Source organism: Neorhizobium alkalisoli (genome assembly GCF_002968635.1).
GTDB lineage: Bacteria > Pseudomonadota > Alphaproteobacteria > Rhizobiales > Rhizobiaceae > Neorhizobium > Neorhizobium alkalisoli.
The window spans coordinates 298,164-322,809 of the sequence record NZ_PVBN01000003.1; the positions used below are offsets into that span (position 1 = coordinate 298,164).

General features: G+C 58.4%; 16 protein-coding genes. 5 read left to right on the forward strand and 11 right to left on the reverse strand.

Going from position 1 to position 24,646, the window contains the following annotated elements; translation table 11 throughout:
- Positions 1 to 242: 242 nt before the first annotated feature.
- The 3 genes from C5L13_RS08835 to C5L13_RS08845 all read right to left on the reverse strand — a co-directional run bounded on the left by C5L13_RS08835 (position 243) and on the right by C5L13_RS08845 (position 3,681).
- Positions 243 to 1,055, reverse strand: a complete 813-nt coding sequence (locus C5L13_RS08835) for a metallophosphoesterase (protein WP_105382900.1) — start codon at positions 1,053 to 1,055, stop codon at positions 243 to 245.
- A gap of 72 nt (positions 1,056 to 1,127) precedes the next feature.
- Positions 1,128 to 3,029: an AAA family ATPase gene (locus C5L13_RS08840; protein WP_105382901.1), complete on the reverse strand. Its 1,902-nt coding sequence runs from the start codon at positions 3,027 to 3,029 to the stop codon at positions 1,128 to 1,130.
- Between the two features lie 52 nt (positions 3,030 to 3,081).
- Positions 3,082 to 3,681, reverse strand: coding sequence for a hypothetical protein (locus tag C5L13_RS08845; RefSeq protein ID WP_105382902.1), 600 nt, complete (start codon positions 3,679 to 3,681; stop codon positions 3,082 to 3,084).
- Positions 3,682 to 4,221: 540 nt separating this feature from the next.
- Between C5L13_RS08845 and C5L13_RS28705 the strand changes: the two genes are divergently transcribed.
- The 5 genes from C5L13_RS28705 to C5L13_RS08865 all read left to right on the forward strand — a co-directional run bounded on the left by C5L13_RS28705 (position 4,222) and on the right by C5L13_RS08865 (position 9,797).
- The gene (locus tag C5L13_RS28705) at positions 4,222 to 4,446 is read left to right on the forward strand and encodes a hypothetical protein (protein WP_158693417.1); all 225 of its coding nucleotides are present in this window, start codon (positions 4,222 to 4,224) and stop codon (positions 4,444 to 4,446) included.
- Positions 4,447 to 4,514: 68 nt separating this feature from the next.
- Positions 4,515 to 5,336, forward strand: coding sequence for a hypothetical protein (locus tag C5L13_RS08850; protein WP_105382903.1), 822 nt, complete (start codon positions 4,515 to 4,517; stop codon positions 5,334 to 5,336).
- Positions 5,337 to 5,490: 154 nt separating this feature from the next.
- A complete protein-coding gene (locus C5L13_RS08855; protein WP_158693418.1) occupies positions 5,491 to 7,695 on the forward strand; it encodes a Mu transposase C-terminal domain-containing protein in 2,205 nt (734 codons plus the stop codon).
- A gap of 76 nt (positions 7,696 to 7,771) precedes the next feature.
- Complete coding sequence (locus C5L13_RS08860) at positions 7,772 to 8,851, forward strand: ATP-binding protein (protein ID WP_105382905.1); 1,080 nt, start codon at positions 7,772 to 7,774, stop codon at positions 8,849 to 8,851.
- A 10-nt stretch (positions 8,852 to 8,861) separates the two neighbouring features.
- Positions 8,862 to 9,797 (forward strand): TniQ family protein, encoded by a 936-nt coding sequence (locus C5L13_RS08865; protein WP_105382906.1) that lies wholly within the window; start codon positions 8,862 to 8,864, stop codon positions 9,795 to 9,797.
- 264 nt (positions 9,798 to 10,061) lie between these two features.
- On the opposite strand, the gene C5L13_RS08870 is transcribed toward C5L13_RS08865, so the two are convergent.
- The 8 genes from C5L13_RS08870 to denD all read right to left on the reverse strand — a co-directional run bounded on the left by C5L13_RS08870 (position 10,062) and on the right by denD (position 24,630).
- Complete coding sequence (locus C5L13_RS08870; protein ID WP_105382907.1) at positions 10,062 to 11,735, reverse strand: response regulator; 1,674 nt, start codon at positions 11,733 to 11,735, stop codon at positions 10,062 to 10,064.
- Between the two features lie 10 nt (positions 11,736 to 11,745).
- Entirely contained in the window at positions 11,746 to 18,051 is a 6,306-nt protein-coding gene (locus C5L13_RS08875) for a HAMP domain-containing protein (RefSeq protein ID WP_105383137.1), read from the reverse strand.
- A 299-nt stretch (positions 18,052 to 18,350) separates the two neighbouring features.
- On the reverse strand, positions 18,351 to 19,250 hold the full coding sequence (locus C5L13_RS08880) for a carbohydrate ABC transporter permease (protein ID WP_105382908.1): 900 nt from the start codon (positions 19,248 to 19,250) through the stop codon (positions 18,351 to 18,353).
- A gap of 11 nt (positions 19,251 to 19,261) precedes the next feature.
- Positions 19,262 to 20,194, reverse strand: coding sequence for a carbohydrate ABC transporter permease (locus tag C5L13_RS08885; RefSeq protein ID WP_105382909.1), 933 nt, complete (start codon positions 20,192 to 20,194; stop codon positions 19,262 to 19,264).
- An 84-nt stretch (positions 20,195 to 20,278) separates the two neighbouring features.
- Complete coding sequence (locus tag C5L13_RS08890) at positions 20,279 to 21,583, reverse strand: ABC transporter substrate-binding protein (RefSeq protein WP_105382910.1); 1,305 nt, start codon at positions 21,581 to 21,583, stop codon at positions 20,279 to 20,281.
- A 154-nt stretch (positions 21,584 to 21,737) separates the two neighbouring features.
- Entirely contained in the window at positions 21,738 to 22,805 is a 1,068-nt protein-coding gene (locus tag C5L13_RS08895) for an ABC transporter ATP-binding protein (RefSeq protein WP_105382911.1), read from the reverse strand.
- 77 nt (positions 22,806 to 22,882) lie between these two features.
- Entirely contained in the window at positions 22,883 to 23,647 is a 765-nt protein-coding gene (locus C5L13_RS08900) for an SDR family oxidoreductase (RefSeq protein WP_105382912.1), read from the reverse strand.
- Positions 23,644 to 24,630, reverse strand: coding sequence for a D-erythronate dehydrogenase (denD, locus tag C5L13_RS08905; RefSeq protein WP_105382913.1), 987 nt, complete (start codon positions 24,628 to 24,630; stop codon positions 23,644 to 23,646). The genes C5L13_RS08900 and denD overlap by 4 nt, the downstream gene beginning before the upstream one ends.
- Between the last annotated feature and the right edge of the window lie 16 nt (positions 24,631 to 24,646).

A 24,646-nucleotide genomic window follows, 5' to 3' on the forward strand; every position in this document is an offset into this window, starting at 1 on the left:
GCCGTCATCACCTTCATAAATGGCTAAAAACTAAGCGTCCTGCGCAAAACGTTTCTCACCACACAATTTCGAGCCTCTCATCCGGCGACATGCTCCTATATCTTGCCGCGTACGTGCAGCGGCCATTGGCCCATACCGGTTTTAATACCAGGGTAGCGGTCATCGCAAATTCCTATTAATCGGGGTGGTGAACCGGTGTCGATGATCGCCAAAGCAGGCTCGCGGCGGCGTCTGGCGGAAGGCTAAAGTTCGATCACGAAGTCGGGCCTGAAGCCGTTGATCTGTCGTTCCTGTCGATAGCCCCGAGGATTACAAATCACGCGCGTTTTTCCTTTGGCGTAATCGAAGAATTCGTGGACGTGTCCGTGAATCCAGAAGTCTGGCTTGCCGCGATGAATTATTTCCGACAGATCGGACGCAAAAGCCGCATTACTGGGATGGCCTGCGAAACGCGCCAGCAACGAGCGTGGCGATGGCGCATGGTGAGACAAGACGATGGTCTTTCCGCTCCACGGCTTAGCCAACTCAGTAGCAATAAACGCTCGGCTCTCGTGATGCCGCTGAATCAGTTCACCACTGGTGACGAGCCCGGGCATCCCGTCGCTGAAAGGGTTCGACCGATAGATTTCACGGTAGTCGAGCATGTAGCGACGGCAAAAATTGACGGCGAAATCCCGGCGTTCATTGGCTGACATCTGTTCCGCTTCGACGTCGAACGGAATCTCGTAATCGGTCCAGAGCGTCGCTGCGATGACACGGATGTCGCCGATCTGGATGACCTCATTCTCCAGAATCCGAATATTGGTCCCAACGGTTGCCCGTCGTGCCGACTTCAGAACCTGTTCAATCGAACCGCCGTAGAAATCATGGTTGCCGAGCACTGCGATGATCGGCATTGAGGGAGCAATTTTCTTCTTCAGAAAATCGAGGCTCATTTCAAGGAAGTCGGAAATGTCCCCGGCGCAAAGGCAGATATCGCCTTCTGGAATATCGAATGGTACTGAACTCAAGTCGGCATGCGTTGCATGCAGATCGCTGACGATCCACGCTTTCATCTGTGGTGGCCTTTTTGAGATGTGGGGAATTGGTTGCTGGCGTGGATGCCTGCATCCACTTGAACACGGCGGTCAGGCCGCCGCGTCTATGTCCTTTGGACCGTCAGATGCTCCCGCCATCTTGGCAACTTGCTGGGCTGTGACTTTGCCCTTGGCTTCCAGCTCGTTGGCAATACGCTCGACAAGGTGTCGGTTGTCCCGCATAAGCTGCTTTGCCCTCGCAAACTCGGCCTGGAGGACCTCTTCGACCCATGTGATCACGGTACTATCGACCTGGCGAAGCTTTTCCAGCTCTTCGTCCTTTTTCGCCATGCTATGCCGAAGGCGGCTTCCGAGACCCATGTAGGTCTGCAACAGGGTGGCGATCCGTGTCGCTTGTGCCAGATCGGAATTTGCACCGGCCCCTGCCCCGTCGCTGACGGCACCCATGATGACCTCCTCGGCCGCGATACCGGCGAGCAGGACAGCGATCTGGTTTCGGTAGGTCTGAACGGTACGATAGGCCACCTTCGGAAGCTCGAAATAAGCACCCCCGCCCGGAACCGTCTCGGCGTCGTTGCGGGTATGATCGATAATCATGGCACCATGAAACGTGCCATGTTCAAGAACGGTAACGGCGGTCGTGTGTCCGGCTTCATGAACCGCAAGCGCCCGCCGGAGCTTACCTGTGATCGGGACTAGTTCCGGCAATGCCTCGACAACATCATCCATGGTCACGTTACGTCTCGCTCGTCGTGCAACTCGTTTTGCGTCGCGTGCGACCTTTGCAAGATCGGCCCCGGAAAAGCCGCTGGTCGCGGCGATTAGCCTCGAATGATGCTTCTTAGGAAGTTTTTGGCCAAGCTGCTGTTGAAGGATGGCGATCCTGTCCGTGGCGGTCGGCAGTGGGATGGCAACATGTCGATCCAATCGCCCCGGTCGCAGGATGGCGGGGTCGATCCGGTCAATGTCATTGGTCGCACCGATCATGACGACACCCTCACGCCCGTCGATGCCGTCTAACTGTTCCAAGAATGCATTGACCACTTGGACACTGTAATCCTTGTGGTCGTGCGTGAAGGAGTTTCGGTCGCCAAAGCTATCCAACTCATCCACGAACAAGATGCATGGCGCGCTGTCTTTGGCCTTGGCGAAATCCGCTCGCATTGCCTTAAGCAGGTCACCCAGGTGCCCGTTAGACTGCCATCGAGCCAGCGATGCCGCGATAATCCGAATACCGCATTGTCGGGCGAGCGCGGCAGCAAACTGGGTTTTGCCGACACCTGGCGGGCCGGATAATACAATCCCTGTGTCGACCTCAGACCAATCGATAGTGCCTCGTTGCCAGTCTTTCAGGTCTTGAGCAAGTTCAAGGCCCCAGGTCTTTGCAGCTCCATAGCCGTACATCGCCTCCAGGAGCGGCAACTCGCCCTTGTCCTTCGAGTCGTTGCCATCGAGTTTCGACGCTTTTTCCAAACGAGCCAGAGCAGTCTTGATCGGCCGTCCTCGACGAAGTGCCGCCCAGACATGGTCCAGCGGATATTTCATGGCGACTTCCGCTTCAGCAGCAGTAGCATCGATCTGATAGGCAACTCGGCAACCGATCCGAAAATCCATTACCGAGATCGGCGCAAGATCGACTTCTACATCGATGGCCAAAGACACCTGGAGCGGAAGGTCAGCACCCTGTTCCTTAAAAATAAGGAGTCGGCGCTTATTGTTGTGGTCCGTTTCCAGCCGTTTGATGATTGCCCTCGGCTTATCGGCAGCGGCAATCATCACATAGGCGATGTCGTCTCGATCAACGGAAAGACGCAAGAGTACGGCGGCTGCGCAATTATCGTAGTCTTCACCAGATCGGTCCCGGGGCACGTTCAAAAGGACCACACTGTCATACCCGCCGATAAAATCAGGAGCCTTTCGCAGCGCACGTTTGAGTGTGCAATACAGGGCAACATCCTGCGGGGTTTTCAGATACTGGGATGATTTGGACACGGGTTCTCCTCGCGGTCAGAGCCGCAAACGCAGAGCAAGATGTTTGAGGGGGTCAGCCGCGATAGCGGCGAACTACGGTCTCGGGGGAGATCAGAGCATCGTCGAGGTCGACGGCGACGGCACGGGAAAGGATCAAGCTGGCCAGACCAGGTATCGCTGGAACGCTTCGAAAAGCGGGAAGGCATTCAGCAACGGTCAGAGTGCCCTGATCTTCCAGAGCGGCCAATAATCGCACACGATCATCAAGGCCTACTTCGTAACCTGCGTAGCGGAGGAGTTCTTTTGCGTTTCGAAGCCGAATGGCGGGCAGATCATCACGCTTCAGGACTTGAAATTCGTGACCAGCCGAGCGAGCGCCGTCCGGGAGCCAGGTTGGCATCTCTTCAGATTGTTCATTGGCTTGGATAATGGTTCGGCACCCTTCCCGTTCCGCAATCAGATCGGGAAAATAGGTCTCGCCGTCATGATGGAACGATTCACCGAGACAAGACCACGATGTGACGCTGTCGTCGACATCCAAAAGGCAGGCGATGTCGCGCGCCAGTTGGTTGCGAAACGCGGCGGGGCCGGAACACCGAACCGTTTGCCGGGGATAGAAGATTTTCGTCGGAATTGATGACGCGCCACGGGCGACAATCGGCAGGATTTCCATCGGACCACTCGAATACGGTAAATTCACTGCCTCCAGTGGAGGCGGCGGATCAGATCGATATTCGTATGGTGCGAGCCGTTTTCATCATGGACAGAACGTTTAGTGAACATGCTTCGACGGGTCAAGTGGCAAATCCCGAAAACTCGCTTATTGCCAATCTCTGAATTAGTCATGTCGCGACTGAGCGCGGTGCAGAGGGTCACGAGATATCGGTAATTTTCATACCTGCAAGAACTTGGTTTTAAGACATGATGTAACGGAACCGTACAAATCGCGCGGTCGCGTCGTCGGCGTTAACCATGTTTCTGGGAAAAAGCGAGACAGATCGGCAAAAAGCCGTCGGCCTCTTCCCGACGGTACCGGCGGTGTGCATTATTGAAGCATCGAAACGAACGCGAAAGCGATACTGATGCGCATAGGTCTAGAAATAGCAGGAAGGGTGCGGGTTTACCGCGACAACCTCTAGCTCGGCCTAATCTGCCGAGCCATAGGCTGCGGCAAATCCCTCCCATAGGCGCAAGGTCGTCAAGGAGGTCGTTCGTGTCGAAAACTTCACCTACGGAAAATCGGCTCAGCTTGTCTGGTGACAAGGCTGCCGATCTCGTGCCCGCTGCAGGTCTTTTCGGCTTGCCGGTGGTCGCGCCTTTCTGTGCGATTGTGCGAGCTATTGTCGACCATGTGCCTGACAATAGCGGCCTCCGCGTGCAGCATTCTTCCTTCGTCATCACCCCGATAGCGGGCTTCCACCTATCTCATTCCCGCTGATTTTCAGCGTTGAGCAGTGGTTTCCAGAATCGAAATAGCAGCGCAATTGCGCGCGGACGGGTGTTGAAATGAAGACGAAGCGCGTCTTGCGTTACATGATCGAGGTCGATCATGGCATCGACAATTATGTCGAGGACCTTCCCTCCTCCGACCACCAGGAGTTCATTCCTGCCGGTCGTATGGTGCAGATCGAGTTCCGCGACGAAAATGGCATGATCCAGACCGATGAGGTCTGGCTTCCTCCTGGTCCGTCGACGGCGACGCATCTTCCGCCCGCCCGCACGAAGGGCCATAGCCGTGGCTACCTCGTTGATACACGCACCAACCGTGCGGTAAGCTTTGCCAGCACCTACGAGTTTCACTGTGCGCTTGATCTCCTCATCAATAAAGCGGTCGTGGATATCGAGGATCAGCCCCCTGCCCTGCATTACATCGACGCGGAAGGGGTCAAGAGGCATCATCGCTTCGACTATCGCGCAACGCTCATGAACGGCGTTCAGCTCGCTTTTGCGGTCAAGCCGCTCGACCAGGTCGAGTCGTCAAAGATTGAAGATATCCTTGAGCGGCTCAAGCCAAACCTTCCGGGTTTTGCGAACGCTGCCTTCCTCGTGACCGACAGGACCCTGACCCGAGACCGGGCCTGGAACGCGAAAGCAATCCTGCGGGCGTTGAAGGTGCGTGATGAACGGGATTGCACTCGGATGCTGGCAATCATCGCGAAAATCCAGGGTGTGTTTAGCGCCTATGCAGTCGCTCGAACCTTTGAGCGTTTCGCTGACGGTCTGAACGCGATCTGGTGCCTGATCTACGACGGCATCATCGAGTTGGCCGAACCCGACCGGAAGCTCGTCGATGCGCCCTGGGTTCGCTTCTGTAAAGCGGAGAGGTGAGCTTCTCATGCTGGACAGTAAATCACGCCGACCCCGCCCACCGTAACGCGGTGACGTCGTCCCCGGTCTGAACGCCGGATTTGCTGAAATAGCTGAGTGAATTTGCCCGTCTCTGCGCGGAACGGACAACTGCGTCCAAAAAATGGAAAATGACATGAATATGTTGGTTCGCCAGGATCAGACCTACCAGGTGAAGTTCTTTGAATTCAAGCGTGGTGATCGCATTGAAGACAAACATCGCATCTTCAGCTGGGTCAGCACGTCGACCACCGGCTATTGGTTTCAGCGTGTCGATGACGTGGCTCCGCCGGAATTTTATTCGTTCGAAGAAATTTCCCGGGGCTTTGATCGCAAACGCGATCCGATGGGATATTTGCCGTGCCGCCGATCCGCGCCTGAAGGGGACGGTGCGGCGAACGAACTTCTCAGTGGCCTGAAGCCGCAGCAGCAGACCGAAGTTCTTGAAAAGCATGCCTGGTGCATGCGGTTCCTGGCAGCTGAAGCCGCCGACCCGCAACTGTCGCGGTCGGACGCCAGCCTGGAGAAATACATCGCCGAGACCCAGGACAAGCTTGAGAAAGAAGCGGATGCGGCTCACAAGGCGCAAGGGAAAACCCATCGGACCAAGGTTGCGCTTCCTTCGCCGCCGTCGGGTCGTAGCTTGCGCCGCTGGGTTCAGCATCTGGAAGAAGGAAATTTCGACCCTGTCGCACTGCTGAACAAGAACAGTGCCGCCTACCGCAAGGACTACTTCACGCCCGATGAGCTTGAGCACATCAACAAGTATGTCCGGATGGCGGGGTCGAGTGACCGGTTGCCGATTAAGGAACTGCATCGCCTGCTGGGAGAGGCCATCGACGCGGCGAATGTCGAGCGCAGGCTCAAGAACAAGGAATATGGGGCTGTTGTCCTGAAGGACTTGCGCATCCCGAACATCGACACGTTCAGCGACCGCATCCACAAGCTTCCTCGCTCACACGTCGCTCTTGGGCATCGTGGTCGGGATCACGCCCATAAGCATTTCAGTGTGATCATGGGTGGCGTCGATGTGCTGCGCCCTCTCGAACGGGTGGAAATCGATGAGTGTATCATCGATCTGCAGACGCCCTTCATCCAGGCTGAAGAGTGGAACCGTCTCACGCAAAAGGAACGGGACCTCATTGAACGCATTCGGCTCTATGCGACGGTCGCCTATGATGTCGCGACGAAGTGCGTCGTAGGACTTCGTTTTCACCATTCGGCACCCAGTGCGGCGAGCGCCGTCGCTACGCTGGAAATGGTAACCCGCGACAAAACCGAACTGGCGAAGAGTATCGGGTGCGTAACCCCTTGGGACATGGATGGAGTTCCCGACGAGGTGCCGGTCGATTCTGCGACCTGGCTCGCCAGTGCCGAGCTTCGCATTGCTACCAACGACATCGGTGCCGCGCTCTTTCAACCCAGGGCTGGTGACGCATCCGCGCGTGGATCGCTTGAACGTTTTATGCGCACGCTTAATCGCCAAGCCCTGTTGTTCTTCACCGGCCGCACCTGGGGATCGTCGCAGGAAAAGGGCGACTACGACGCTGTGAAGGAAGCAAGCATTGCTTTCGACCAGGCCGCCGAGCTGATGATGCGGTTCGTTGTCGATGTCTATCATAACACGCCGCATGACGGCTTGAACGGAGAGAAGCCACGCGATGCATGGCTGCGCCTGCGCAAGTTTCACAAGCCGACACCACCCTTGTCACCGCGTGTTCGCCGCAGCGTCTTTGGGATCAAGCTCAAACGCAAGATTTCCCGGAGCGGCGTCCGCGTCCTGGGCATTCAATATTCGTCCAGCAAGCTTCAGTCGTTTTTCCGCGCCTGTGACCAGGAGGTCGAAGTCAGGTTTGACCGGTTTGATCTTGGCGCAATTTCGGTTCGTCTCCCGGAAGGCTGGGTGACAGTGCCTGCCGTGCACGACGAAGTTGCCGGAATGACGCTCTGGAAATGGCTCGCGTTCAATCAGCGACTCAACCTCGTCAATAAGAAGAACGCCGAAGTGTCGTCGGAAATTGTCCGAGACACCAAGAATTGGCTTCGCGAGCAAGCGTTGTTGGCCCGAGCTGAAGCCGAACTCGGCAGCGCCGTCCTGACGGAGCGCGACATCCTCCGCTTTGAGAAAAAAGCGGCATGGTCGGTCACAATTGTCGAGCGTCAACGCGAAGAGGCGCAACAGCCCGGACCTGTCGAAATGGACGTCTCTTCGCTGATCAAGGCGTGGGACCTCCACGGCATCCAGCAGGCAGCGCAACAGGCCGCCAAACCCGTTCCTGTCGTCGAAAACGCTCCGAAGCCTTCTGGTCGCAACAAGCTCGATCCCAGTTTCGATCTCTGATCATCGCCGGGCAGATTGCACCGCCCGGCTGTCATTTCCGATCTTGTCAACATTACTGTTCTGAAGGAGAACGCCCATGAATACTTCGCAAACTCAAAAAGCGGCAATCGCCCGCGTCCGGGCGTTCATGTCGCAAGAAGCTCTGTCGAAGGCAGACCGTGTCGCCAGGATCAACGGCCGTTATATCGGTCTGTCCCGCGACCAGAGGCTCAATAAGGCGTTCAACGCGCTGGTGGAGAGCATTGCCGTCGTCGATCTGGACGACGTGGCGAAGCCCGATAAACGCCGGATCGTAGCGATCTGTGGTGATTCCGGCGCGGGCAAGACGACGGCCCTCTTGCGCCACATTGCAAATACGCCTGCGATGCAGCCATATATCGATGAGGAAGGTAACACCCGGTCCCCGGTCCTGATGATGACTGCGCCGAGCCCGTCTACACCCCGGCTAATCGCTTATGAAGGATTGCACAAACTCGGCTACCCGATCCGCAGCACCGTGAGCGAAAACGAGATGTGGAAGGTTTTCCGGGATGTCCTGAAGGCTCACGGTGTGATGTGGCTCGTAATCGACGAAGCCCAACATGCTGTTGATGCCTCGAACATCCTTGAAATCACCAAAATTGCCAACAGTCTGAAAAACCTTGTTCAAATGCCGGACTGGCCGCTGCGCATCGTCCTCGCTGGTGTCGAGCCGCTCCAGCAATTCCTTTCCATGAAGCAGTTGGCCAATCGGTCAACGATCATCCATTTCGACAAGATGGCCGGTTCCTCGGGCGAAGAGATCATTGCCGAGGTTATTCGGACAATCGTGTTCGACCACGCCGAGTTGACGACAAAGCTCCTCGATGAGAGCGATCTTCGCGAGGATGGTGAGGGTGAGGCGAATGACTTTGTCAAACGCCTGATCCATGGGGGAGACCAGGACTTTGGAACGATTGTGCAGATGATCCGTGGTGCCGTCGAGGAGGCAATAAGCGCTAACGGCAACGAAATTGCTAACGATCACTTTGCGAAATGGTTCGAAAACAACACCGGCTGCGAGGATGACAAAAACGTTTTCCTCGTAAAGAACTGGAAAGACGTCGAGCCGTACGAGCCAGCCCATCGTGAAGTGGACGCACGTGTGAAGAGGTTCTTGAAGTTCCGCAAGCGGTAGGACATGTGCTGTGAGTAGCCTCTTGTTGAAAGTTCCCCTTCACCCTCACGAGACATTGGCAAGCTATTGCTCCCGGATCGCGGCTATGAACGGAATGGAGAGCGCGACTGAGTTCGCCTCTCATTTTGGGTTTAACTTTGGTCGATTGGTCGACGGTTATCAGGCAGATATTGGGGTGTTTTCTCGGCTGGTCGGAAGCCCCCAGGGCAATCTGGAAACCGGGGTGGTGATCCAGACCAAAGGTTTTGTGAAAACCTCCGGCGGGACTTTTTCGCGGGAATTTCTCGATACGGATCGGTGCCGTTTCTGCCCCACCTGCGTTGCAACCGATGTAGGGCCGACATACCGACTGCATCGCGCCTATGGCCGGGTTGAGTGGATGTTGAAGTTCATCCATACCTGCCCCGATCACGGGATTGGTCTGAGCAAAGTTTCCGGCCATCGGCTCAAGGCAGCCGACTTTTCCGCACAGTTACGGACTCGGCTAGACGATCTTGAGCGCCTTGCCAGAAAGCAATCGTCTCGAAGACCGATGCGGCTCCAGAACTACGTCATTAACCGATTACGAGGGGGCGAGCCCGAAGGAATCTGGTTGGACGAATTTCCTTTGCAGGCGGCGGCGCATTTCACGCAATTGCTTGGAGCCATGTCTCGTGACGGTCGCGAACCGGACCTTGAGGAATTTGAGGACAAGGATTGGATCGAGGTCGCCGAGATCGGATTCGACATAGTGTCTCGCGGTCGTCAGGCGGTCGAAACGACACTTGAGCCGTTTTTCGATTTTAAAACCGTTCGCCGGAAAGTCTCGCTGTCCATGCTTTTAGGTCGGCTTCCCGTCGAGCTTCTTCAGCGGTTGGAGCAACCGGGATATCGGGACCTTATCAAGGTTTTGGAAAACGCAGCTCGATGGCGATATCCGACGCTGATCTCGGAACTTCCGAACTGATTACATTATAGGAAATGTCATGAGCCGGGTCTGCGACCCGGCTTTTTTTGTGCCTGAAATTCTGGGCCAAGCTACGTTCCGGTTCGGGCCACGGGCGTTCTGTTTTTGGCTGGAAACAAGGAGTTTTCAGTGCTCGTTGGGCCATAACTCCTTCCGTTTTTACAATAAAAGTGCGAACGGCTCTGGCAGTAGCCTGCGGCGCATTCGATGCTGCGCGAAAAACGGCACCGTGGTGAGACGATACCGCCGTTAGCAGCGAGATAGTTAGGCTGCAGATGCCGATGCTGTGGTCGCGCGTTGAACCGCCACTTGAAGCTGTTCTTGGGTGAACGGCTTTGTCATGCGGCACAGTTTCGCGAGTCCATGATCGTTCGGCAGCTCGGCATAACCGGACGCAAGGATCACCGGCAGGCCGGGAAACGAAGAAAGGATGAGACGCGCCAATTCCGCACCGGTCATGCCAGGCATGGCGTGGTCGGTTATGACGAGATCGAACCTCTTGTCCGAAGCGAGCATTTCGAGCGCGATCGCCGCTGACCCCGCCTCAACAGTGGCATGTCCCAGATCCTCCAGCATCGCCGACGTACCCATGCTCACCAGCAAATCGTCGTCGACCACAAGCACTCGTAGAGTAGATGACGGACTGGCGGCAGATTCCTGCCGGTCGGATTCTGCAGAAGATGCGGCTTCAACATTTTGGGCGACCGGCAGCCACAAGGAAACCGTTGTCCCCTCTCCCTTGATGCTCCGGAGGTCGAGAACGCCTCCGGATTGCGCAGCAAGACCGTGGACCATAGACAGTCCGAGTCCCGTTCCCTTTCCAAGGCCCTTCGTAGTGAAAAATGGTTCGGCCGCGCGAACCGCGGTGGTTTCGTCCATGCCTTCGCCGTTGTCCGATACCGAGATACGCACATAACGACCGGCAGTCAGACCGGCCGGACGCAGATCTTCGTTCTCCTCAGCCGACACCACGACCGTCCCGCCTCCCGCCATCGCATCGCGCGCATTTACGAAAAGATTGAGGAGCGCGAGTTCGAGCTGATTGCCATCAACGACCAACCGGGGGAGACCTGTCGGAATTTCTTTTCTGATGTCTATGCTGGGACCCAGCGCTTTAGTCAGAAGGTCTTCGATGTTCTCGAAGAGCTGACTGAAATCGATCGCTTGCGGCTTTAGCTCCTGGCGACGAGCAAATGCTAGCAGACGCTGCGTCAACGCGGCTCCACGTTCGGCGGCTTGCAACGCGTTGCCGATAAGGCGCTCGCTCTTTTCGTCAGGGGCCAGCCGCTTCCTCAGCAGGTTCAGGCTTCCGAGCACCACCATGAGTAGGTTGTTGAAGTCGTGGGCTACACCACCGGTCAGCCGACCTATGGTATCAAGCTTTTGCGCCTCGAAAAGCTGTGCAAGCGCCTCTTCCCGCTCGCGTGTTCTTTGTTCGATCCGCTGCTCCAGCTCTTCGTTTAGCTGGCGCAGTTGTGTCGAGGATGCCTCGAGTTCTGCCGTCCGTTGGTGGACCCTTGCCTCCAGATCGGCGTTCAGGAGTTCCAGTTCATGGGTCTTTCGATAAAGATCGATGAAAACGCGGACCTTTGCACGCAATACCTCCGGGACGATCGGCACGGAGACGTAATCCACCGCGCCAGCTTCATATCCCCGCAGGCGATCCGGCTCAGCCATCATCACCGCCGAGACGAATATGATCGCGGTGTTTTGGTAGCGGGGATGTTCCCTGATCATGCTGACCAGCTCGAAGCCGTCCTGCTCTGGCATGCAGACGTCGACCAGGATCACTGCGATTTCGTTGCGAAGCAGATGCTCCAAGGCCTCCCGCGCGGATTGGGCCTTGATGAGGTTTTCCCCCAGATCCTGGAGAACAACCTCATAACTCAGTAACTTTGCCGGCTGGTCATCGACGAGGAGAATGTTGACAGGGTTCATGGCCGGATCCTCAGCGGTGAAGCCACATGCGCAGAGCAGACAGGAGTTGCTCGGTATTGACGGGTTTGGCCAGATAGTCCGACGCGCCCGCCTCAAGGCACTTCTCGCGGTCACCTTTCATCGCCTTCGCCGTCAGTGCCAGGATCGGCAGACGTCGAAATCTCGGATCGGAGCGGATGACTTGCATCGTCTCGAAACCGTCCATTCCAGGCATCATGATGTCCATCAAAACGATGGCGAGCTGGGGTTCCTTGTTGATGACGGCGATCGCCTCGTTACCGGTCGTGGCTGTCAGGACCTTCATACCACGGCGTTCAAGCACGCTGCTGAGTGCGAAGATGTTGCGGGCGTCGTCATCGACCAGCAACACCGTCTCGCCCACAAGGTTCTCGTCGGAACTGTGAAGTTCCTCCAGCATTGCCTGCTTGGCAGAAGGCATGTTCGCCACGACGCGATGCAGAAACAGCGCCGTCTCATCCAGCAGTCGTTCCGGCGATTCCACACCTTTCACCACCACGCTCTGCGCCATGGTGTGGAGTTGCGCATCCTCTTCGGGAGAGAGTTCGCGCCCGGTGAACACGACGACTGGCACCTCGCCGATCGCTTCGTCGTCGCGCATCCGTTCCAGCACCTCAAATCCCGACATATCAGGCAAAGACAGATCGAGTACCACGCAGTCAGCGGGGTCCTGCTTGAGTGCGGCCAGAGCCTCGGAGCCGGTACCCACGCTGGCAATATCGATATCGTCATGACCAAGAAGTGCCGCGACGCTGATACGCTCCGCCTCATTGTCCTCAACTAGGAGAAGGCGCTTTCGCCTCGCCTGCGAATAGGACTTCAGACGGGAAAGCGCTTTACCGAGGCCTTCCGGCGTCGTGGGTTTGCTCATGAACGCGAACGCACCGCGGGTAAGCCCGTGTTGCCGGTCCTCGTCTAGGCTGATGATCTGAACCGGAATGTGCCGGGTCTGCGCATTCTGTTTGAGCTGACTGAGCACCGTCCAGCCCAGCATATCAGGCAGGAAGATATCGAGCGAGATCGCCGCCGGTTGGTATTTTTGCGCCAGGTTCAACGCATCGCTGCCGCGCATCGCCGCCAAAACCTTGAAACCGTTGTCTCGGGCAAGGTCGAGCAGCACCCGGGCATAGTGCGCATCATCCTCGACGACGAGCAGCACAGCGTCCCCCGGCAAGATATTCCCGCGGTCGTCTTCGATCTGTTCGACTGGCTTGTCGGCTCGCCTGCTCGCTGCGGCTTCGGCGAGTTGGACAACATTGCTGTGAACAGACATGGGTTTTGGGGCGGCGGCGCCCGCTCCCACGTAGGTCAGCGGCAGATATAGGATGAACGTGCTGCCGACGCCCGGGCTGCTGCGGAGTTGAATCTCGCCACCAAGCAGGTTCGCAAGCTCTCGGCTGATGGCGAGACCAAGCCCTGTGCCGCCATATTTGCGGCTCGTCGATGCATCCGCCTGCTGGAATGCCTCGAAGATGATCCGCTGCTTTTCAGGCGGGATGCCGATGCCGGTATCGGCAACCTCGAAGGCGATGACCGACGGGGCATGCTTAAGGGAGGGATGATCGGGAGACCAGCCTCCGGCCACTGTCGCGATCCTGAGGGTGACACCGCCTTGAGCGGTAAACTTGAAGGCATTCGAGAGCAGATTCTTGAGGATCTGCTGAAGCCGCTTGGAATCGGTGATGATGCTCTTTTCGACGTCCGAGCCGACCTCCAGCGCGAAGGAGAGCCCGCGGTTTTCGGCTTCATGCCGGAACGGCCGCGCCATTACCTCGAGCAAATTGGTGATGAATATTTCCTCGACATCGACCGAAACTGTTCCCGATTCAATCTTGGACAGGTCGAGGATGTCGCTGATCAGGTTCAGCAGATCGGTGCCGGCGCCGTGGATGGTTTTTGCGAATTCCACCTGCTTTGGCGAGAGGTTTCCTTCGGGGTTTTCCCCGAGCTGCTGGCCGAGGATGAGGATGGAATTGAGCGGCGTACGCAGTTCATGCGACATGTTGGCCAGAAATTCTGACTTGTATTTCGAGGTTAGCGCCAGCTCGGCAGCCTTTTCCTCGAGCGCCGTGCGGGCCTGCTCGATTTCCTGGTTCTTGGCCTCGACCTCGACATTGCGCTCCTCGAGCTGCTGTGCCTTCTGCTCAAGCTGCTCGTTCGTCTGCTGGAGCTCGCGCTGCTGGGTCTGGAGCTCGGCTGCGAGCTTCTGGGACTGCTTGAGCAGTCCCTCGGTCTGCATGGTTGCCTCGATGGAGTTGAGGACGATCCCGATCGAGGTCGTCAGCTGGTCGAGGAACGACAGCTGGAGATCGGTGAACGTGCCTGCCGAAGCCAGTTCGATCACCGCCTGGACCTGCCCCTCGAAATGGACTGGCAGGACGATTGCGCTCCTTGGAAGGGTCGAAAACACCCCCGAGCTTATCGGTACGACGTTGGCTGGGAGATCTGTAATCAGTATCCTTCGAGCGTCGCTTGCGCACTGGCCGACGAGCCCCTGGCCAAACTCAAGGCGCATGGGATGTGCTGCCTCGATACCCTGTGCGTAGACCGACAACAGCGAAAGGGTCGGCTGATGTCCCTCGACGCCATCCACTTGATAGATGACGCCCTGGTGGGCACCAACGAGTGGGACGAGCTCCGACAACAGCATCTTGCCGACGAGCGTCAGGTCGCGCTGCCCCTGCAGCATGTTGGTAAACCGGGCCAAGTTCGTTTTCAGCCAGTCCTGTTCCGTGTTGCGCTCCGTCGTTAGGCGGAGGTTGTCGATCATCGTATTGATATTGTCCTTAAGCTCCGCCACTTCTCCGCGAGCTTCGACCTGGATAGATCGCGTCAGGTCGCCCTTGGTGACCGCGGTAGCTACCTCGGCGATCGCGCGAACCTGCGTGGTAAGGTTTGCGGCGAGAAGGTTGACGTTGCCGGTCAAATCCTTCCAGGTGCCAGCCGTGCCCGGCACATTGGCCTGGCCACCCAGCCGCCCTTCGACGCCCACTTCGCGCGCCACCGTCGTCACCTGGTCGGCGAAAGTCGCAAGCGTGTTGGTCATGTTGTTGATCGTCTCGGCAAGAGCGGCAACTTCGCCCTTCGAGGCAACCGTCAGGTTCTGCTTCAAATCGCCGTTGGCAACGGCGGTCACCACCTTGACGATGCCGCGCACCTGTTCGGTCAGGTTGGCAGCCATGACATTGACCGTGTCGGTCAAGTCCTTCCAGGTGCCGGCAACGCCCGGCACCTGTGCCTGGCCCCCGAGCTTACCTTCGGTGCCCACCTCACGCGCGACGCGTGTGACTTCGCCTGCAAAAGCGTTGAGCTGATCAACCATCGTATTGATGGTATTTTTCAGTTCGAGGATCTCTCCCTTCACATCGACCGTGATCTTGCGCGACAGGTCGCCACGCGCAACCGCCGTTGTGACTTCCGCGATATTACGGACTTGGGTCGTCAGGTTGGCTGCGAGCAGGTTGACGTTGTCCGTCAGGTCCTTCCAGGTGCCGGCAACCCCGGGAACGACCGCCTGACCGCCGAGACGGCCGTCGGTACCCACCTCGCGGGCGACACGGGTAACTTCGCCAGCGAAGGAACGCAGCTGGTCCACCATCGTGTTGAGCGTATCTTTCAACAGGAGAATCTCCCCGCGCACGTCGACAGTAATCTTGCGCGACAGGTCGCCGTTGGCAATGGCTGTAGCCACCTCGGCGATATTTCGCACCTGCGCCGTCAGATTGCCTGCCATCGAGTTCACGCTGTCGGTCAAGTCCTTCCAGGTGCCGGCGACGCCCGAAACCTGCGCCTGACCGCCGAGCTTGCCTTCGGTACCCACTTCGCGCGCGACACGGGTGACTTCGCCGGCGAAGGCGTTGAGCTGATCGACCATCGTGTTGATGGTGTTTTTCAGTTCGAGGATTTCCCCCTTCACGTCGACGGTGATCTTGCGTGACAGGTCACCGCGTGCAACTGCCGTGGTGACCTCAGCGATGTTGCGGACCTGCCCGGTAAGGTTGGATGCCATGGAATTGACGTTTTCGGTCAGGTCCTTCCAGGTGCCGGCGACACCCGGAACCTGGGCCTGACCGCCGAGCTTGCCTTCGGTTCCGACTTCGCGGGCCACGCGCGTCACTTCCGAGGCGAACCGGTTCAGCTGATCCACCATGGTGTTCAGGGTTTCCTTGAGCTCCAGGATTTCGCCCGATACCGTCACGGTAATCTTCTTCGACAGGTCGCCATTGGCGATCGCTGTCGAGACTTCCGCGATGTTGCGAACCTGCGCGGTCAGATTCCCGGCCATCGAGTTCACGCTGTCGGTCAGATCCTTCCAGGTGCCGGCGACGCCCAGAACGTTCGCCTGTCCGCCAAGCCGTCCCTCCGTACCGACCTCACGCGCGACGCGTGTGACCTCGCCGGCGAAACCGTTGAGCTGGTCGACCATCGTGTTGATGGTTTCCTTGAGCTCGAGAATTTCGCCCGACACCGTGACCGTGATCTTTTTCGACAGGTCGCCCTGCGCCACGGCGGTCGCGACTTCGGCAATGTTGCGGACCTGGGCGGTGAGGTTCGATGCCATGGAATTAACCGAGTCGGTCAGGTCCTTCCAGGTGCCTGCAACGCCTCGCACATTGGCCTGTCCGCCGAGCTGCCCCTCTGTTCCCACTTCTCGGGCGACGCGCGTCACTTCTGACGCGAAGGCATTCAACTGGTCGACCATCGTGTTGATAGTTTCCTTTAGCTCGAGAATTTCGCCTTTGACGTCGACCGTGATCTTTTTGGAGAGGTCGCCATTGGCGATTGCCGTCGAGACCTCCGCGATGTTGCGCACCTGAGCCGTCAGGTTGCCCGCCATCGAGTTGACATTTTCGGTCAGATCCTTCCAGGTACCGGCGACGCCTCGGACATTCGCTTGTCCTCCGAGCCGGCCTTCGGTTCCGACTTCGCGGGCGACGCGCGTTACTTCAGAAGCGAAGGCGTTCAACTGGTCGACCATCGTGTTGATGGTTTCCTTCAGTTCAAGGATTTCACCCGACACGGTGACCGTGATCTTCTTCGACAGGTCGCCGTTGGCGATCGCGGTCGAAACTTCGGCAATATTGCGTACTTGCGCGGTCAGGTTCGAGGCCATGGAGTTGACGTTGTCGGTCAGATCCTTCCAGGTGCCGGCGACGCCCGGCACCTGCGCCTGGCCGCCGAGTCGGCCTTCGGTGCCCACTTCACGGGCGACGCGCGTTACTTCGCCGGCAAAGCCATTCAGCTGGTCGACCATCGTGTTGATGGTTTCTTTCAATTCCAGAATTTCCCCCGACACATCCACGGTGATCTTGCGAGACAGGTCGCCGCGCGCCACGGCCGTGGTCACCTGGGCGATGTTACGTACCTGAGCCGTCAGGTTGCCGCACATGGCGTTGACCGAGTCGGTCAGGTCCTTCCATGTACCAGCCACGCCGGGCACCAATGCCTGGCCGCCGAGCTTACCCTCGGTCCCTACCTCGCGTGCCACGCGCGTCACCTCCGACGCGAAGGAGCGGAGCTGATCCACCATCGTGTTGATGGCTTCCTTGAGTTGCAGGATTTCGCCCCGCACATCGACCGTGATCTTCTTGGAAAGGTCGCCGTTTGCCACCGCGATCGTGACCTCGGCAATGTTTCGCACCTGGGCCGTCAGGTTGGAGGCCATCGAGTTGACGCTCTCCGTCAGGTCTTTCCAAACCCCCGTCACCTCGGGCACCTGCGCCTGACCACCTAGCTTCCCGTCCGTGCCAACCTCGCGCGCCACGCGCGTGACTTCCGAGGTGAAGACGCTGAGCTGCTTGATCATCGTATTGACGATATCGGCAGAGCGCAGGAACTCTCCCTTCAGCGGCCGACCGTCGACATCGAGAGGAACCGTCTGGAGGAGATCGCCTTTGGCCACGGCCGTGATGGTTCGGGTGACAGCCGTCGTCGGCCACAGGAGATCATCGATAAGCTGGTTGATGGAACCTTCCATTTCCGACCAGGAGCCGTCCGAAAGCCCGAAGCGGACCCGCGTACTGGTCCGCCCTTCCCGGCCGACGACCTGCCCCACCTGCTCGAGCTGCTGTGCCATGCGCTGGTTGGCTGCAATAATGTCGTTGAGCGCATCGGCGACTTTTCCTGTCAAGCCGGTGAGATCGGACCGCATCCTCACTGAAAAATCGCCGCGCCGCACCGCTAGAAGAACATCCAGAAGTGCACTGGTTTCGTCTGCCGCGATCGCGTCTACATCCGTATCGCCAGGTTGCTCGGAGCCAACAAGATCACGCTGCACGTCACCGCTTCGATTTGGCATGAAGCCCCCCATCAAAAATAATGAATAGAATTAGGGCTCTCTCGGCAAATTGCCATGGCCACTGCTCGAAGCAATTGATGCCATATTCGGCAGTGACGCAATCGTCGAGGCGGCACATGCTGCCAAAGATATCGGGCTCGGCACGAGTTTTATTCGATGCACTTGGTGGGCATCCGGATCAGAACCCTGCTTCTTTCCGATTCCCTGCCGAAAGCACCGTCAAAGCGTCCTCACCGATACGGTAAGGACGCGGAGGCAGCTGTTGCAGGTTGCTGCGGTCAACGAAATCCGGTCGGACGCTATTCCTTCACCGCGCCCGTCATCGAGGAGACGTAGTAGTCCACGAAGAACGAGTAGAGGATTACCACCGGGAGCGAGCCGAACAATGCGCCCGCCATCAATGATCCCCATTCGAAGACGTCGCCGCGTACCAGCTCGGTCAGCACGCCGACCGGGATAGTCTTGTTTTCCGAAGACTGAATGAAAGTAAGCGCATAGATGAACTCGTTCCAGGATAGCGTGAAGGCGAAGATCCCAGCCGAGATCAACCCCGGCACTGCGAGCGGGAGGATGATCTTGGTGAGAATCTGCCACCTGTTGGCCCCGTCCACCAGCGCGCTTTCTTCCAGCTCGAACGGGATCGAGCGGAAATAACCCATCAGCAACCAGGTGCAGAAGGGAATGAGGAAGGTCGGATATGTGAAGATCAGCGCAAGCCGCGAGTCGTAGATCCCGAGCTTGAAGACAATGAAGGCAAGCGGGATAAAGAGGATCGACGGAGGGACGAGATAAGCGAGGAAAATCACCAGACCGACGGAACGCGAGCCCGTGAAGCGCACGCGCTCGATTGCATAGGCGCCGAATACGGATGCGAGCAGCGAGAGAAAGGTGGAGCAGACTGCTACCAGCATCGTGTTCCATAGCCAGCCTGGATAGGATGTCTCGAGGAACAGGTATTTGATGTGCGCTAGTGTCGGCCCAACCACCCAGAACGGGCTGTAGTTGCTGTAATCGGTCAGTTGTTCGTTGGGTTTCACCGCAGTGACTGCCATCCAGTAGAACGGAAAGAGCAGAACGAAGACGAAGACGGCCATTGGCAGGTAGAGCGTCACGATCCGCCGCGGCAAGCGGTTCAGATAGCTCATGCCCTCGGCATTGTCGGTAACGACCTGATCGGCTGTGCTTGAATTTGTCGACATCGTCACTCTCCCTAGTCCTGGCCGCCCTGCTGCCATTTGCGGCGTTGCAGGCCAAAGAAACTGAACATGATCGCGCCGAGCAGGAAGGGCACCATGGCGACCGCGATTGCCGCACCCTCGCCGAGCTGCCCGCCGGGAATGCCGCGCTGGAACGACAGTGTCGCCATCAGATGCGTGGCATTAACAGGCCCCCCCTTGGTCAGCACGTAGATGAGCTGGAAATCCGTGAAGGTGAAAAGCACCGAGAAGGTCATCACGACGGCGATGATCGGCGTCAGCATCGGCAGCGTCACATAGCGGAAACGCTGCCAGCTCGTAGCGCCGTCGAGCGAGGCGGCCTCCTGCAGCGACGCCGGAATGGTCTGCAGGCCCGCCAGCAGCGAAATAGCCACGAAGGGAATGCCGCGCCAGACATTGGCGATGATGACGGATATGCGCGCGTTGACGGGATCGCCGAGGAAGTTGATCGGCTCGTTGATCAGGCCGAGCTCGATCAGCGACCAGGAAACGATCGAAAACTGGGAATCGTAGATCCACCAGAACGCGAGCGCCGACAGCACTGTCGGTACCACCCAGGGAAGCAGGACGATTGCCCGGAAGAAGGACTTGAACGGCAGGTGCTGGTTCAACAGAAGCGCCAGCCAGAGACCGAGCGCAAATTTCAGCACCGAGGCGACGAAGGTGTAGAGAATGGTGTTGAAGACCGACAGCCAGAAGACGGAATCGTCCATCAGGAACTGGTAGTTCTCCAGCCCGATGAAGATGCCGTCGCGGCCGATCCTCGTATCGGTAAAGCCGAGCCAGACGCCGAGCCCAAGCGGATAGGTGAGAAAGCAGACGAGGAACACTGCCGCCGGCAGCATGAACAGGAAGCCGAGCACATTGTTATTCTGCAGGAGCGAGGAGATCGGCCTGCGATCACCTCCCGAATTCACGGTCGACATTGCTTATCTCCAGATTGCGTTTGAACTCCCTGAGGACTTTGCGGCATGCCGAGGACCGACATGCCGCATGCTTTGGAGCGCAGATCAGACGCGATAGTAGCGGTTCGCCCGACGCTCAGCTTCTTTCATTGCATCTTCCGCCGACATCTGGCCGGTGACTGCAGCCGCATACATGTCGACCAGAACGTAGTCGGCCATGGTCGCTGCGGAGGCGTAACCGAGCGGGCCGGCGTAGCCGTTCGGACGCAGCGTTTCAGAGGCACGTGCATAGGGCGCGTGGATCGGATCGGCGGTCCAGATCGGGTTCTTTGCGAAAGCCTTGAGCGGCTGGCAGCAATAGGCGCTGGAGCCCTGGATCCAGGCGTTCATCTGGTCGGCTTCCATCATGAACTTGATGTAGGCCTTCGCCGCCTCCGGATATTTGGTATGCTTGAAGAGCAGCAGTGAACTCGTCTGATGCAGCTCGACGCTCTTGCCCACCGGGCCGATCGGAAAATTCGTCGAACGGATGTCCTTGACGATCTCGGCGAGCTTCGGATCGTTCTTTGCAGCGTAGTACACGGAGACGCCGTTGGCGATGAGCGATACCTGGCCTGCGAGAAAGGCCCGGTTGTTATTGATGTCCTGCCAGCTTTCGGTGCCCGGAATGAATGTCGCATAGAGCTGCTTGGCGTAGTTGATCGAAGCAAGCGTTTCGGGGCTGTTGATTGTCACCTTGCCGCTTTCGTCGACCATTTTGCCACCATGGCTCCACAGCAGCCAATGGGCGTAGTTGTTGCCGTCACCGACGGCCTTGCCGTGAGGGAAGCCTGCGGGCGTGCCTTTCGCCTTCATCGCCTTGCAAAGCTCGAGGAGGCCTGCGGTATCCTTGGGAAATTCGCTGAAACCGGCGGCCTTCACATGGCTGTCGCGATAGACCACGGCATTGCCGATCGCCGCAAGCGGCATGGCGATGAATGTGTCGCCGCGCGAAGCATAGCCCTTCACGCCATCGTACCAGCCGCCATACTTGTTGCCCAGATAGTTGGCGAGTTCGGTCAGGTCGACAAGTTTGTCGGGATACTGGTGGGCATCATCGAACCAGCACATAACGAGGTCAGGCCCCGAACCGACGTTGGCCGCGACGGCTGATTTTGGGCGAATATCTTCCCAGCTTTCCTTGTCGATACGCACCTGGACGCCGGTTGCATCCGTGAATTTCTTGGTATTGGCAAGCCAGGCCTCCTCGTCGCCTTTGACAAAGGGCGTCCAACGCAGCAGACGAAGGCTTGCCCCGCTTTCCGGCTTGTAGGCCGGCTCGGCCTGCGCAAAGGACGGGCGGATGCCAAAGCCGGCGGCGCCGGCGACGGTAGCCGAGGCAGCAAGAAAGTCACGTCTCTTGATCGTCATGATATTCCTCCTCTTCAAAAACGCGGGAGCGAACTCTCCGGCATTCACCTCCCGCTTGGTGAACGGCGGTTCCTTGCATCCCGTGAGCGGGATGCTTGCCGACCTGTGATCGACGGGAGAGCTCCTCCACCCCCGCGCCGCCGCAGGACAGGCGTCAGTCGGTCAACCTCCGGCCGGTTTCGGCATCGAAGAGATGAACATGCGAGGCGTCGATCGCGACGCGCAGGGTTTCGCCCGGCCGCGCGCTGACGCGTTCGCGGAAGACGCAGCTGACATCGCTGCCGCCAAGCTTGAGGGTGAGATGGGTCTCGTAGCCGGTCGGCTCGATCACCACGATCTCGCCGGGCAGGCCATTTGCGTCGAGAGAGATATATTCCGGGCGGAGCCCGTAGACGAGGTCGCGGCCCATGGCGCCGGCCGGCGGATTGGAGACCGGGAGCGCCGTGCCATCCGATGCCCTGAAGCTTGTCGGATTTTCGGGATCGAGCCTGCCCCTGATCATGTTCATCGCCGGCGAGCCGATGAAGCCGCCGACGAAGAGATTGGCGGGCCTGTCATAAAGCTCAAGTGGCGTGCCGACCTGCTCCACAACGCCGTCATGCATGACGACGATCTTGTCGGCCATGGTCATGGCCTCGATCTGGTCATGGGTGACGTAGACCGTGGTCGTCTTCAGCCTCTGGTGCAGTTCCTTGATCTCCGCGCGCATCGCAACACGCAGCTTCGCATCAAGGTTGGATAGCGGTTCGTCGAACAGGAAGACCTCCGGATCACGCACGATGGCCCGCCCCATGGCAACACGCTGGCGCTGGCCTCCCGAAAGCTGGCGCGGATAACGGTCGAGCAGTTTGTCGAGGCCGAGGATGCCCGCGGCATATTTCACCCGCTTCTCGGCTTCTGTCTTGGGCGCCTTGTTGAGCATTAGCGAGAAGCCCATGTTCTGCTGCACCGTCATATGCGGATAGAGCGCATAGTTCTGAAACACCATGGCGATGTCCCGGTCCTTGGGCGGTAGCGTGTTGACGACCCGCCCGCCGATCTTGATCTCTCCGCCGGAAATGTTCTCAAGCCCGGCCAGCATCCTCAGGAGAGTGGATTTGCCACAGCCCGACGGGCCGACCAGGATCACGAATTCCCCATCGGCGATATCGATGTTCACGCCCTTGATGACCGGAAACTGACCGAACGATTTCCGAACGTCCGCGAATTGAACGCCTGCCATACTCCCTCCTCCCAGATTTCGAGCACTACATGCTATGTATTTGTATCAATTTACATCTTACCGGCACCATAGGCTGGCTACCCGCGCCCCACAAAGGGCATTTGAGTCGCCATTACCGTCATCGTCAGCACGTTGGCGCTGAGTGGAAGGCTCGCCATATAGACGACTGCGTCGGCTATGTGACTGGCATCGATTGTCGCCTCAGCGGCCAGGGAGCCGTTTGCCTGCATCACACCGGCGGCCATCTTTTTCGTCATGTCGGTGGAAGCATTGCCGATATCGATCTGGCCGCAGGCAATGTCGAAGTCGCGCCCATCAAGTGCCGTCGATTTCGTCAGTCCCGTGATCGCATGCTTGGTCGCCGTATAGGGCGCCGTGTTCGGCCGCGGGGTCGTGGCCGAAACCGAGCCGTTGTTGATGATGCGGCCACCGCGTGGGTTCTGGCTCTTCATCAGCCGGAATGCCTGTTGCGTGCAGAGGAATGCGCCGGTGAGATTGGCCGCGACGATCGTGTTCCAATGCTCGAAGGAAAGCTCTTCCATGGGCACGTTCGGGACGTTGATGCCGGCATTGTTGACGAGCAGGTCGAGCCGGCCGTGTTTTTCCGAGACCGCGTCGAACAGCGCCCTAACCGCCGCCGGCTCGCCGACATCGGCGGGCACGGCAAGAAACTCGGCGCCGGTCTCCTTGCCGAGCTCACCGGCGGCCTTCTGCAGCACGTCGGCTCGCCGTCCGGATATCACGACCTTGTAGCCGGCCGCACCCAGCGCCTTGGCGATAGCGCGCCCGACACCCGTACCGCCGCCAGTCACCAGCGCGATCTTTGAAGACGCAACGCTCATGCTATCCTCCCACCGAGTTCGTCCTCGATATGCACCTGAAGGATCTGATCGAAATCCGTCTCCGCCTTGAAGCCGAGCGCTGAGGCCCGGCTCGCATCGAACTGCGTCGGCCAGCCGGCGACGATGCGTTCTATCACGGGGTCTGGCTCGCGCTTGATCAGAGCGACGGTCTTATCGCCCGCAATCCGGCGCAGCGCCTCGATCTCCTCGGAAACGAGCGCGGAAAGCCCAGGCATGGTCAGGTTACGCCGCGGCCCGACCTTCGCCGTATCGAGTGTCGCGGCATGCACGAAGAAGCCGACGGCTGAGCGCGGGCTCGCAAACCAATGCCGCACGTTATCATTGACCGGCAGCACGGCTTCCTTGCCGACCAAAGGCTCGCGCAGAATATTAGAGAAGAAGCCGGACGCCGCCTTGTTCGGTGCGCCCGGGCGCACGCAGATCGTCGGCAGTCGAATACCGATACCGTCGAAAATACCGCGGCGGGAATAATCTGCGAGCAACAGTTCGGCAATCGCTTTTTGGGTGCCGTAGCTGGTCAGCGGCGTGGAGAAGAATTCGTCCGGAATGACGTTCGGGAAGGGTGTGCCGAATACCGCGATGGAGGATGCGAAGATCACCCGCGGCACGTAAGCAGACCTGAGGCCTTGCTGGCGGATCGCATCGAACAACGCCCGGGTGCCATCAAGGTTGACCGCATAGCCCTTGTCGAAATCGGTCTCCGCCTCGCCGGAGACGATCGCGGCGAGATGAAGGATCATATCCGGGCGGGTCTCGATCAGCTTTTCTGCGACGCCGGTCCGACCAAGATCGGTCGTCTGGGTTGTTGTGACAGACTGAAGCGCCTCCGGTATAGGGGGCTGAAAGGCATCGACCAGCGTCAGGCGGCTGATCGCGCTGCCAAGCACCTGCGGCTCGCGCGCAATTTTTTCGACCAGCTTGCGGCCGATCATGCCCGCTGCACCCAAAATCATCACATGCATGTCGGCTATTCCTCCC

What these genes read in the sequence shown, in the direction of transcription:
- C5L13_RS08890 (WP_105382910.1), bottom strand. Translation starts at nt 21,583, where the DNA reads ATGACGATCAAGAGACGTGACTTTCTTGCTGCCTCGGCTACCGTCGCC.
- denD (WP_105382913.1), bottom strand. Translation starts at nt 24,630, where the DNA reads ATGCATGTGATGATTTTGGGTGCAGCGGGCATGATCGGCCGCAAGCTG.
- C5L13_RS08850 (WP_105382903.1), top strand. Translation starts at nt 4,515, where the DNA reads ATGAAGACGAAGCGCGTCTTGCGTTACATGATCGAGGTCGATCATGGC.
- C5L13_RS08880 (WP_105382908.1), bottom strand. Translation starts at nt 19,250, where the DNA reads ATGTCGACAAATTCAAGCACAGCCGATCAGGTCGTTACCGACAATGCC.
- C5L13_RS08845 (WP_105382902.1), bottom strand. Translation starts at nt 3,681, where the DNA reads ATGGAAATCCTGCCGATTGTCGCCCGTGGCGCGTCATCAATTCCGACG.
- C5L13_RS08835 (WP_105382900.1), bottom strand. Translation starts at nt 1,055, where the DNA reads ATGAAAGCGTGGATCGTCAGCGATCTGCATGCAACGCATGCCGACTTG.
- C5L13_RS08870 (WP_105382907.1), bottom strand. Translation starts at nt 11,735, where the DNA reads ATGAACCCTGTCAACATTCTCCTCGTCGATGACCAGCCGGCAAAGTTA.
- C5L13_RS08860 (WP_105382905.1), top strand. Translation starts at nt 7,772, where the DNA reads ATGAATACTTCGCAAACTCAAAAAGCGGCAATCGCCCGCGTCCGGGCG.
- C5L13_RS08875 (WP_105383137.1), bottom strand. Translation starts at nt 18,051, where the DNA reads ATGCCAAATCGAAGCGGTGACGTGCAGCGTGATCTTGTTGGCTCCGAG.
- C5L13_RS08885 (WP_105382909.1), bottom strand. Translation starts at nt 20,194, where the DNA reads ATGTCGACCGTGAATTCGGGAGGTGATCGCAGGCCGATCTCCTCGCTC.
- C5L13_RS08855 (WP_158693418.1), top strand. Translation starts at nt 5,491, where the DNA reads ATGAATATGTTGGTTCGCCAGGATCAGACCTACCAGGTGAAGTTCTTT.
- C5L13_RS08900 (WP_105382912.1), bottom strand. Translation starts at nt 23,647, where the DNA reads ATGAGCGTTGCGTCTTCAAAGATCGCGCTGGTGACTGGCGGCGGTACG.
- C5L13_RS08895 (WP_105382911.1), bottom strand. Translation starts at nt 22,805, where the DNA reads ATGGCAGGCGTTCAATTCGCGGACGTTCGGAAATCGTTCGGTCAGTTT.